The organism is Pseudonocardia nigra, from assembly GCF_019396355.1.
Classification (GTDB): domain Bacteria; phylum Actinomycetota; class Actinomycetes; order Mycobacteriales; family Pseudonocardiaceae; genus Pseudonocardia; species Pseudonocardia nigra.
Genome location: NZ_JAHKRK010000258.1, coordinates 1 through 9,690, shown reverse-complemented (window position 1 = coordinate 9,690; position 9,690 = coordinate 1). Strand labels below are relative to the sequence as shown.

Genomic DNA, 9,690 nt, shown 5'->3' with positions numbered 1-9,690 from the left:
GGGAAGGCCCCCAGGCCTCAGACTTTGCTTCGGGCTAGACGCACCAATGCCAACCGAGCTCAGCCGGACCCGACCCGATTCTCATACCTCGTGGCGGCCGAAGGCCATGGGGGACTTTGCTGCAACACGGAGGTGGGGTGCGACGTTCAGCTCGCCTCTCGGGACTGCCGAACGCGCCGGACGGCGAGGAGCGCCCCCCGCAGCGCCGCCAGACCCGCGGTGGTGGTGAGCTCGGTGGCCCACGCGGTGCCCGGCACCCGCGGCAGGCCGTAGAGCTCCTTCGCCCACGGCGGCAGCAGGCCGATCGCGACCGCGGCCACCGCCGTCCAGGCGGGTCGGGCGGGGGTGAGCAGCTCGATCCGGCGCGGCAGCGGCGCCAGCGCCAGCCGCCGCGCGGCGCGCCGGGCGACGGGGCTCGCGACCAGCTCCGGGCGGACGCGGTCGAAGTACTCCTCCACCTCCGCGCGGCTCGCGGGCAGGTCCGTCGCGCCGAGCAGGGCGCCCGCCCGCACCTGCTCGGCGAGGAAGCGGTCCTCCTCGGCGGCGTCGATCAGGCCGAGCCTGCGCACGGCCGCGGAGAACGAGCTCACCTCGCTGACGTGCACCCAGCGCAGCAGGTCGGGGTCGTCCGCTGAGTACCGGCGACCCGTCACCGGGTCGATGCCCCGAACCCGCCGGTGCATCGCCCGCACCCTGGCCGCCGCGCGGTCCGCTGCGGCGGTGTCGGCGAACGCCAGCGTGGTGACGTAGCCCGCGGTGCGCTCCAGGCGCGGCCAGAAGTCACGCGGAAAGCTGGAGTGCTGCTCCACACCTGCCATCGCGCGCGGGTGCAGGGGCTGCAGGAACAGCGCGCTGATGCCGCCGATCAGGGCGGCGGGATCGCCGATGACCTTCCGGGTGGCGCTGCCCGGCGGGAAGTAGCCCGCGGCACCGACCGCGGTGTCCGACGCGATGCTCATGCCACCAGCGTCACCGCCGCCGGCCCTCGCCGCTACTCGATCAGCCTGCGGGCCGCAGCGCGACGACCTCGGCGCCCCGCTGTTCGAGCAGGACCTCGCCTGCGGCCGCCGCCCGGACCGGGGCCTGCGGATCGGTGCGCCGGACCGGGATGGTCCGCAGCGCGGCGCCGGTGGCCGGGTCGAGCTCCTGCAGCCCCGACGGCACGGGCACGAGCAGGCCGCCGCCGTAGGGGACCGCCGGGCCGAGCGTTCCGTCGGCCGTCCAGAGCGGGGCGAGGTCGGTGGCGTCGAGGGCGACCGTGCGCGACCCGGTCCACCAGTACACGGCGTCGGGCGTGACCTCGGTGACGGCGGCGCCGCCGGTCAGGTCCGCGTCCGGCACGTCGAGGGGGATCAGGCCGACCTGCTGCCCCGTGGTGTCGAGCAGCTGCAGCCGCGGCGGGTCCGGCAGGGCGACGGCCGCGCGGTCGGCCGAGAGCGCGACGAGCGTGGCACCGGCCGCCGGCAGCGGCACCGAGAACTCCTCCTGGGGCGTCTCGGCACCGTCCTCACCGTCGGCGGCGAGCACGGTGAGCCGGTCGGTCGGCTCACCGGGGCACCGCTCGAGCACGCCCACGCGCTCCTGCGCGAGCACGACGGAGCCGTAGGTGCACTCGGGCCGCGGTTGTCTGCCGACCTGCACCGGGGTGGGCACGTCGCCGTACTCGAGGGTCTTGACGAGGTCGCTGCGCAGGACCTCGAGGTACTCGCTGCCCGTGGCGACGACGAAACCGCCGCGGGCCAGCAGCCGCGTGCCGGGCCGGACGTCGGGGTTGCTCGCCGCGACCCGTTCACCTGTGGCCGGGCGCAACGTGGTCAGCTCGCTGCAGTAGCTGGTGCCGCCCTCGTACAGCGCGAGGACCTGGCCGCGGCCGTCGTCGGAGTCCGGGAACCCGGCCGCCACGGTGCACAGCGGGCGGTCGCGGGTGTAGCTCCAGGCGACGCCGCCGGCGACCGCGTCGCGGCCGTGCACACTCCCGCCGTCGCCGGTGACGACGGCCGGACCGGCCACGACGGGTGCGGCCGTGGCCCCGCTCGCGGCTCGCCACGCCTCGGCGAAGCCGGCGGGCACGCCGTCGGCGTGCGGAGGCGCGGTGATCGCCACCGCGGCAGGATCGGAATCGGCGCCCGCCACGGCACTGGTGCGCCACACCGCGACGACCGCACCGAGCACCAGCACCACGAGAACGGCCGCCGCGACGAGATCGCCGCGGCGGCGTCGTTCTGGGCGCAGCCGGGCGGGACGGGCCCGCTCCGACCGCAACGGGGTGCTCACCCGGGGGAGGTCAGCTGGCGGCGGCGTCCGGGGCCGACTGCTCGCCCCCGTCGGCGCTCACCTCGGCGCCGCGCCTGCGTGCGCCACCGCGCCGCCTGCGCCGGCGCGATCGGTCGCCCTCGGCGCCGGACTCCTGGGCCGGACCGGTGGCCGACGGCTCGGTGGCGACGGCGGTCGAGGTCTCCTCGGTGCCCGCGTTCGCCCCGCCGTCGTCCGCGCCGTTCTCCGCGCCGCCGCGGACCGTCACACCCGCGCGGCTGCGGGTGCGGGTGCGGGACCGGCGCGGGCGCCGCGGCTCGACGGCCGCGTCCTCGTCGCGCTTGCGCCCGTCGCGCTTGCCGTTGCGGCGCCGCCCGCCGTGGTCGTTCTCGGTGTCGACGTACTCGGCGTCGAGGCCGGCGCGGGTGCGCTTCGACAGCGGGAGCCTGCCCGTGGCGCTCGTGGGGATGGAGAGGTCCGAGTAGAGGTGGTCGGACGTGGAGTAGGTCTCGACCGGCCCGTCGATCCCCAGGCCCAGCTCGTCGCTGACCATCTTCCAGCGGGGGATCTCGTCCCAGTCGACCAGCGTGACCGCGACGCCCTCCTTGCCGGCCCGGCCGGTGCGGCCGATCCGGTGCACGTAGGTCTTGGCGTCCTCGGGGCACTGGTAGTTGACCACGTGCGTGACGTCGGTGACGTCGATGCCGCGCGCTGCCACGTCGGTGGCCACCAGCACGTCGACCTTGCCTGAGCGGAACGCCCGCAGCGCCTGCTCGCGGGCGCCCTGGCCGAGGTCGCCGTGCACGGCCGCGGCGGCGAACCCGCGCTCGGCGAGGTCGTCGGCCACCCGCTGCACCGTGCGCTTGGTGCGCGCGAAGATCATCGTGAGCCCACGCTCGTCGGCCTGCAGCACGCGGGTGAGCAGTTCGACCTTGTCCATCGCGTGCGCGCGGTAGACCAGCTGCTTGGTGCGCTCGTGGATCGAGCCCTGGTCGGACTCCTCGGCGCGGATGTGCGTGGGCCGGTGCAGGAACGTGCGCGACAGCTGCAGGATCGGCCCCGGCATCGTGGCCGAGAACAGCATCGTGTGGCGCTGCTCGGGCAGCATCCGCAGGATGCGCTCGACGTCGGGGAGGAAGCCCAGGTCGAGCATCTCGTCGGCCTCGTCGAGCACGAGGGCCTTGACGCGGCCGAGGACGAGGTGGCGCTGCTCGGCGAGGTCGAGCAGCCGGCCCGGCGTGCCGACCACGACGTCGACGCCCTTGCGCAGGGCGGCGAGCTGGGGCTCGTAGGCGCGGCCGCCGTAGATGGCGGTGACGCGGACGCCGAGGTGCTGGCCCGCGTCGGCGATGTCCTTGGCGACCTGTACGCACAGCTCGCGGGTGGGCACCACCACGAGTGCCTGCGGGACGTCCTTCGTGCGGTCGGCGGCCTCGCCGTCGGCGTTCGCGGCGGGCTGCTCGGCCGGCGGGACGATGCGCTGCAGCAGCGGGACACCGAAGCCGAGGGTCTTGCCGGTGCCCGTGCGGGCCTGGCCGATGACGTCCTCGCCGGCCAGCGCCAGCGGCAGCGTCAGCTCCTGGATCGCGAAGGTGCGCTCGATGCCGGCCTCGGCCAGCGCGCGCACGATCTCCGGGCGGACCCCGAGCTCGGCGAAGGTGGGGGAGTCGGGCCGGACCGGAGCACCCGCCTGCAGCGGGTGGGCCTCGACGGTCTCGTCGGCCGCGCCTGTGGAGTTCTCGATGTCGGTGATTGTGTCGTGCTCGACGGACAGGATGATCGCCTCTCTCCGCGCACAGAAGCCGGGGCCGGTTCGTCGACCACCGGCGGATGACGCCAGGCTGGGAGAACCGACGAGGCGCTGCACGCACCAGGTCAATGCGGTGCCGGTGCTTCCCCGAAAGGGGGCCCGCCGGCTTCCGCGGGTGAGCGCGCACCCCATGTGGGCGCTGCGCTGCGGACCATTCTACCCCGTTCGGACGTTCGGGGCCGAGTGCCACTCCGGGTGACGTGCGCCGCCCCGTCATCGGGAATGCGCACTACGCTCGGGGCATGGTGACTGCGCGGGCGGCGGACCAGGCTGGAGCGGATCGGGCGACGATCGATCTGCTCGGCGTGCTGGCCTACGGCGAGCTGTCCGCGTTCGACCGGCTGGCCGAGGACGCGAGGACCGCCCCGACGCTCGGCGGCCGGGCCGCCCTGTCCGTGATGGCCGCCGCCGAGATCGGGCACTTCTCGATGCTGGAGGAGCACCTGCGCGGCCTCGGTGTCTCGATCGAGGACGCCATGCGCCCGTTCGTCGCGCCGTGGGACTCCTACCACGCCTCCACCGCGCCCCGCAGCTGGCTGGAGTCGCTGGTGAAGGCCTACGTCGGCGACGGCCTCGCCGCCGACTTCTACCGCGAGATCGCGGGCTGGCTGCCCGGGCCCACCAGTGAGCTGGTGCAGAAGGTCCTCGCCGACACCGGGCACAGCGCGTTCGCCGAGCGCGAGGTGCAGGCCGCGTGCGCGAGCAGCAGGCAGGTGCACGACCGGCTGGCGCTCTGGGGCCGCAGGCTGCTCGGCGAGGCCGTCACGCAGGCACAGCACATCGTGGCCGAACGCGACGAGCTCGCCGAGTTCATCATCTCCGGCTCCGGTGACCTGTCCGGGATCGGCGCCCTGCTCAAGCGGCTGCAGTCCAACCACGGCAAACGGATGGCGAAGCTCGGGCTGACCTGAGCCTCCTGTTTCGCCCAGGGCGGAGTGCCGACGGCGGCCGCGGGCGCGCGGCTGGACTAGCCTGGGCCCGGCCAGTCCGACAACACGACCAGGAGGTCACCCGGTGGAGGTCAAGATCGGCATCGCGGAGAGCGCGCGCGAGCTCGTGGTGTCCAGCGACCAGACGCCGGACGAGGTCCAGGCGCTGGTCGACGACGCACTGAAGAGCGCGGACGGGCTGCTCCGCCTCGTGGACGACAAGGGTCGGCGCTACCTCGTGCGCGCCGCGCAGATCGCCTACGTCGAGATCGCCCCCGCCGCGGCGGGTCGGGTGGGCTTCGCGATCGGCTGACGCGCCCCGGATTGCAGCAAAGCCACTTTCATGCAGCCACGTTGCGTGAAAGTGGCTTTGCTGCAACCAGCTCCGGTCGCGCCTCTGGCCGCGTCAGTCGTCCAGCGCCGGCTCCTCGAGCGTGAACGGGGGCCGCCCCACGCCCGTCACCCGATAGCGGCCCCAGGGGTCCACGTCCCCGATCCGCGCCGTGGCCCGGCCGCCCGCGGTGCGCACTTCCACGCTGCTCGCGCTGCCGAGCGCGGTCCGCACGTCCTCGCCTGCGCCGTCCTCCGGCGCGACCCGGCCGAACCAGTGCAGCCTGCCGTCCTGCGGCTCGTGCCGGGCGTCGAGGATCGCCCGGACGCGCACGTCGCGCCCGTCGACCGTCAGCGTCGCGGGCCCCGTGTACCCCTCGTCGTGCTCGTCGTGGTCGTCAGCCATGGCTTTCCCCTGTCTCTCGCGGGACGAGTCGGAGGGGCGCCCCGGCGTCGGTCGTGCCGAGCACGCCGGACATCCCGCCCCAGATGAGCGTGGTGAGGTAGTCGGTGAGGGCGCCGCGGCTCATCGTCCGCCGCTCCAGCCACCAGTCCCCGGCGCTCTGCACCATCCCGACCAGGCCCTGCGCCCACGCCTCGGCGCCGCCGGAGTCGAGGCCGAGGCCCCGCAGCCGCTCCCCGATGAGCATGGCGAGCATGCGCGCGATCTGCTCGCGCGCGTCGTCGACGACCTCGACGCCCGGTGCCCGCTCGATCGGGTGGTGCACCACGAACCGCCAGAGCTCCGGTTCGTCCTCGATGCCCGCGAGGAACGCGTCGATGACCCCGCGGACGAGCTCGGCGGGTTCGCGATCGGGGTCGAGCTCGGGGGCCATCCGCGCCATCAGCATGGCGGCGGCCTCCTGCCCGACGGCGCGCTGCAGGTCGGCGCGGTCGGTGAAGTGCCGGTAGAGCACGGGCTTCGTGATGCCCGCGACCGCGGCGATCTCGGCGACCGAGACGGCGGGTCCGTGCGTGCGCACCGCATCGATGGCCGCCTGGACCATCTCGCCCCGCCGCTCGGCGCGGCGGCGCTGTCGGTCGGACGGGGGCCCGGGCTTGACAGCCGGCTTCTCGGAGTGCACCGTACCAGTGGTAACAGTTACCGGCGGTAACAGCAAGCCTCGAGAGGGTGGGACGATGGCAGGGACCACGGCGAGGTCCGGCATCGGTGCCGGCAGCCGCGTGCTCATCACCGGCGCCGCGGGCGGCTTCGGCGCCCCGACGGCGATGCGCCTGCGCGAGCAGGGAGCCCGGGTCGTCGGCCTGGACCGGGTGGCGAGCGAGCACGTCATCGGCTGCGACATCACCGACGACGCCGCGGTCACCACGGCGGTCGCCGAGGCCGTCGAGCGGCTCGGCGGGCTCGACGCGGTGGTGCACTACGCCGGCATCGGCACCCCGAACGACGCGGGCGGCCCGCTCGCCCCCGACGCGCTGCGCGTCATCGACGTGAACCTGCTCGGCGCCTGGCGCGTCACCGCCGCCGCCCTCCCGGCGCTCCGGGACGGCCGGTCCGGGCGCGGCGGCGCCAAGGGCCGGGTCGTCTTCGTCTCCAGCGAGCTCGCCTACCTCACGCTCCCGTTCGTCTCGGCCTACAGCGTCGCGAAGCGGGGGATGACCGCCTACGCCGACGCGCTGCGCCTCGAGTACGGCACCGAGCTGCACGTCAGCACGGTCTACCCGGGCTACGTCCGCACGCCGATCCACGACGCCGGCCGCGAGGTCGGCCTCGCGCTCGAGGGCCAGGTGCGCCGCGAGGAGGTGGAGGACATCGTCGGCACGGTCGTGCGCACGCTCACCGCGGCGAAGCCGCGCCGCGACACGGCGGGCACCCGCGCCGGAGCCCTCGAGCTGTGGTTCGGGCGGCACCTGCCCGGGCTCGTCGGCGCCGGCGTCGCCCGCCGCATCCGGGCGCAGGCGGCGGCGGGCCGGTGGGACGGCTCGCCACTGGCCGCGGGCCTCGTCAGCAGGCTGACCGGCCGTGCCCAGCCGAGCAGCTCACACCCGGGCCACGACAACGCAGGTCGCGACAACGCAGTCCCCATCAGCGAGAGGAGTGCCTCGTGAACGTCAAGACCGCCAGCAGCAAGGCCGTGAACGACCGGGAGGCGACCGCGGAGCGGCTGCTCCGCTCGTCGCTGGACCACTCGTACGAGCCGAGCATCGACATCGACTGGAAGGCCCCGCTCGTCGACGGGGCGTGGGGGATCCCCGCACACCGGGTGTCGCTGTACGGCACCGAGCTGTGGGACGGGCTCACGGAGGAGCAGCAGCGCACCCTGTCGGTGCACGAGCTGTGCAGCGTGGCGCGCATCGGGCTCTGGTTCGAGATCATCCTGATGCAGATGCTGCTGCGCTACGCCTACGACCGCGACCCGCGCCGCCAGCACATCCAGTACGCGCTCACCGAGATCGCCGACGAGTGCCGGCACTCGATCATGTTCGCGAAGATGACCGAGCGGTTCGGCGTGCCGGACTACGCCCCGCGCAAGCTCACCCACGAGCAGGGCAGGCTGTTCAAGACCATCGGCTACGGCCCGGCGATGTTCGCGGGCACGCTGTTCGTGGAGGAGATCCTCGACCAGCTCCAGCGCGAGTCGATGCGAGACGACCAGGTGCAGCCGCTCACCCGGATGGTCAACAAGATCCACGTGACGGAGGAGGCCCGGCACGTCCGCTACGCCCGCGAGGAGCTGATGCGGATCATGCCGAAGACCAACGGCGCGCAGCGCACGATCGCCCGCTACCTGTCCGCGCGGATCGCGTTCGTCGTGGCCCGGAACCTGATCCACCGCGACGTCTACGCCTCCGTCGGGATCGACCCGGAGGTCGGCCGCAGGGCCGCGCTCGCCAACCCGCACCACCAGGAGATGCTGCGCTGGTCGGCGCGCAAGCTGGTGCCGTTCCTGCGCGAGCAGGGCATCATCGGCGGCCCCACGGAGATCCTCTGGCGGAAGGCGCACCTGATCTGATGGCCCGCTCGGTGGAGACGGCGGACGGCGTGCGGCTGCACGTCGAGGTCGACGGGCCGCCGGACGCGCCCGTCACGGTGGTGCTGGCGCACGGGTGGACGCTGGACCTGCGGGTGTGGGGTCCGGTCGCCCGGGCGCTCGCCGCGGGGCCCGCGCCCGCCCGGGTGGTGCGCTACGACCACCGCGGGCACGGCGGGTCGTCCCCGGTGACGCCGGAGACGATGACGATCGAGCAGCTCGCCGACGACCTCGCCGTGGTGATCGCGGAGGTCGCGCCGGACGGCCCGCTCGTGATCGGCGGCCACTCGATGGGCGGCATGACCCTGATGGCCCTGGCCGAGCGGCACCCGCACCTCGTCGAGCGCGCGGCGGGGATCGCACTGGTCGCCACGGCGAGCGGCGGCCTGACCGAGAAGCCGTTCGGGCTCCCGCCGCGGCAGGCCGCGCTGGTCCGGGCCGCGGAGGAGCGGATCTACGGTTCGCGCCGGTGGGCGGACCGCACCACGCTGGGCAGCCCCCGCCTGCTCGCCCCGGGCCTGCGGTGGCTGCTGCTCGGGCCGGAGGCGGGCCCGGTCGCCCGGCGGATCACCTTCGACACCGTGGCCGCCTGCCGCCCGCTCACGCTGTCGGGGTTCCGGCCCACGCTCGACGCCCACGAGCGCGACGCCGCGCTGGAGGCGTTCGCCGCGATCCCGACGGTCGTGCTCGTCGGCACCCGGGACCGCCTGACCCCGGTCCGCGCCGCCCGGCGGATCGCCGCCGCGCTCCCGTCGGCCGAGCTGACGGTCTTCCCGGGCGCGGGACACATGCTGCCCGTGGAACGGGTCAGCGAGGTCGCGACCCGGATCGGCGCGCTGGTGCGGGGAGCGGTCCCGCTCGCGTCCTGACCCGCGGACGAACGGGCCGGCGCCGCATCCACTCGTCGAGGGGGGTGCGGCGCCGTCGTGAATGTCGCATTTCCGTGCGAGATTTCGCCGTGGGCGAACTTTTCACCGACCGCGAAGAGCGGCGATTTCGTGGAGTGCGCCGCGATAGCGTCCCGGACACGCGATCCGACGAGGCGCTTTCACTGCCTTCTCGGCACCCGCCGTCCGAATGGCCGGGACCCGAAAGGAACACCCACATGACCAGCGCAGCAACGGCCACCCTCGACGATTCGGTGTTCGACCGCCTGCTCCGGGAACGGATCGTGGTGCTCGCCGGTGAGGTCGACGACCCGCTCGCGAATCGAGTCATCGCTCAACTGCTGTTGCTCGCCGCCGAGGACCCGGGGGCTTATTCACAAGTCTGAATGGTGACTGCTCTTCGTGACATGAGGGGTACGTCGAGCACTTGATCACGAGTCGGTCTCAATTCGTGCTTGACCGCGTGTCGCGCGAGATGCGCAACAGCT

At 74.1% G+C, this 9,690-nt stretch carries 10 protein-coding genes and 1 pseudogene; 6 read left to right on the top strand and 5 right to left on the bottom strand.

All coding sequences use genetic code 11. The features are described from left to right. Nucleotides 1–146: 146 nt before the first annotated feature. The 3 genes from KME75_RS36480 to KME75_RS36470 are packed head-to-tail and all read right to left on the bottom strand — an operon-like array spanning nucleotide 147 to nucleotide 4,027. Nucleotides 147–959 carry an oxygenase MpaB family protein gene (locus KME75_RS36480; protein WP_219419503.1) on the bottom strand — a complete coding sequence of 271 codons (813 nt, stop codon included), beginning with the start codon at nucleotides 957–959 and terminating at the stop codon, nucleotides 147–149. 40 nt (nucleotides 960–999) lie between these two features. Next, a complete protein-coding gene (locus KME75_RS36475) occupies nucleotides 1,000–2,274 on the bottom strand; it encodes an Rv3212 family protein (RefSeq protein ID WP_219419502.1) in 1,275 nt (424 codons plus the stop codon). Between the two features lie 10 nt (nucleotides 2,275–2,284). After that, complete coding sequence (locus KME75_RS36470; protein ID WP_372452747.1) at nucleotides 2,285–4,027, bottom strand: DEAD/DEAH box helicase; 1,743 nt, start codon at nucleotides 4,025–4,027, stop codon at nucleotides 2,285–2,287. A gap of 278 nt (nucleotides 4,028–4,305) precedes the next feature. Between KME75_RS36470 and KME75_RS36465 the strand changes: the two genes are divergently transcribed. Further along, nucleotides 4,306–4,974: a ferritin-like fold-containing protein gene (locus KME75_RS36465; RefSeq protein WP_219419500.1), complete on the top strand. Its 669-nt coding sequence runs from the start codon at nucleotides 4,306–4,308 to the stop codon at nucleotides 4,972–4,974. Nucleotides 4,975–5,077: 103 nt separating this feature from the next. Beyond that, complete coding sequence (locus KME75_RS36460) at nucleotides 5,078–5,305, top strand: DUF3107 domain-containing protein (RefSeq protein WP_219419499.1); 228 nt, start codon at nucleotides 5,078–5,080, stop codon at nucleotides 5,303–5,305. Between the two features lie 93 nt (nucleotides 5,306–5,398). Here the strand turns inward: KME75_RS36460 and KME75_RS36455 are convergent, their stop codons facing one another. Together KME75_RS36455 and KME75_RS36450 are read right to left on the bottom strand one after the other, a co-directional pair. Then, nucleotides 5,399–5,728, bottom strand: coding sequence for a DUF4873 domain-containing protein (locus tag KME75_RS36455; RefSeq protein WP_219419498.1), 330 nt, complete (start codon nucleotides 5,726–5,728; stop codon nucleotides 5,399–5,401). Beyond that, the gene (locus KME75_RS36450) at nucleotides 5,721–6,407 is read right to left on the bottom strand and encodes a TetR family transcriptional regulator (protein ID WP_308283408.1); all 687 of its coding nucleotides are present in this window, start codon (nucleotides 6,405–6,407) and stop codon (nucleotides 5,721–5,723) included. Before KME75_RS36450 ends, KME75_RS36455 begins: the two co-directional genes overlap by 8 nt. 55 nt (nucleotides 6,408–6,462) lie before the next feature. Here KME75_RS36450 and KME75_RS36445 point away from each other — a divergent pair, with 55 nt between their 5' ends. The 4 genes and pseudogenes from KME75_RS36445 to KME75_RS36430 all read left to right on the top strand — a co-directional run. Further along, nucleotides 6,463–7,392: an SDR family NAD(P)-dependent oxidoreductase gene (locus KME75_RS36445; RefSeq protein WP_246633545.1), complete on the top strand. Its 930-nt coding sequence runs from the start codon at nucleotides 6,463–6,465 to the stop codon at nucleotides 7,390–7,392. After that, nucleotides 7,389–8,297 (top strand): AurF N-oxygenase family protein, encoded by a 909-nt coding sequence (locus tag KME75_RS36440; protein WP_219419496.1) that lies wholly within the window; start codon nucleotides 7,389–7,391, stop codon nucleotides 8,295–8,297. Before KME75_RS36445 ends, KME75_RS36440 begins: the two co-directional genes overlap by 4 nt. Continuing rightward, nucleotides 8,297–9,184: an alpha/beta fold hydrolase gene (locus KME75_RS36435; RefSeq protein WP_219419495.1), complete on the top strand. Its 888-nt coding sequence runs from the start codon at nucleotides 8,297–8,299 to the stop codon at nucleotides 9,182–9,184. The genes KME75_RS36440 and KME75_RS36435 overlap by 1 nt, the downstream gene beginning before the upstream one ends. A 236-nt stretch (nucleotides 9,185–9,420) precedes the next feature. Then, nucleotides 9,421–9,573 (top strand): annotated as a pseudogene (locus KME75_RS36430) (ATP-dependent Clp protease proteolytic subunit); the annotation flags it as partial. Nucleotides 9,574–9,690: the final 117 nt, after the last annotated feature.

Bases quoted from the DNA above. Each gene is read 5' to 3' on its own strand.
- KME75_RS36435 (WP_219419495.1), top strand. From the start codon at position 8,297: ATGGCCCGCTCGGTGGAGACGGCGGACGGCGTGCGGCTGCACGTCGAG.
- KME75_RS36465 (WP_219419500.1), top strand. From the start codon at position 4,306: ATGGTGACTGCGCGGGCGGCGGACCAGGCTGGAGCGGATCGGGCGACG.
- KME75_RS36480 (WP_219419503.1), bottom strand. From the start codon at position 959: ATGAGCATCGCGTCGGACACCGCGGTCGGTGCCGCGGGCTACTTCCCG.
- KME75_RS36445 (WP_246633545.1), top strand. From the start codon at position 6,463: ATGGCAGGGACCACGGCGAGGTCCGGCATCGGTGCCGGCAGCCGCGTG.
- KME75_RS36455 (WP_219419498.1), bottom strand. From the start codon at position 5,728: ATGGCTGACGACCACGACGAGCACGACGAGGGGTACACGGGGCCCGCG.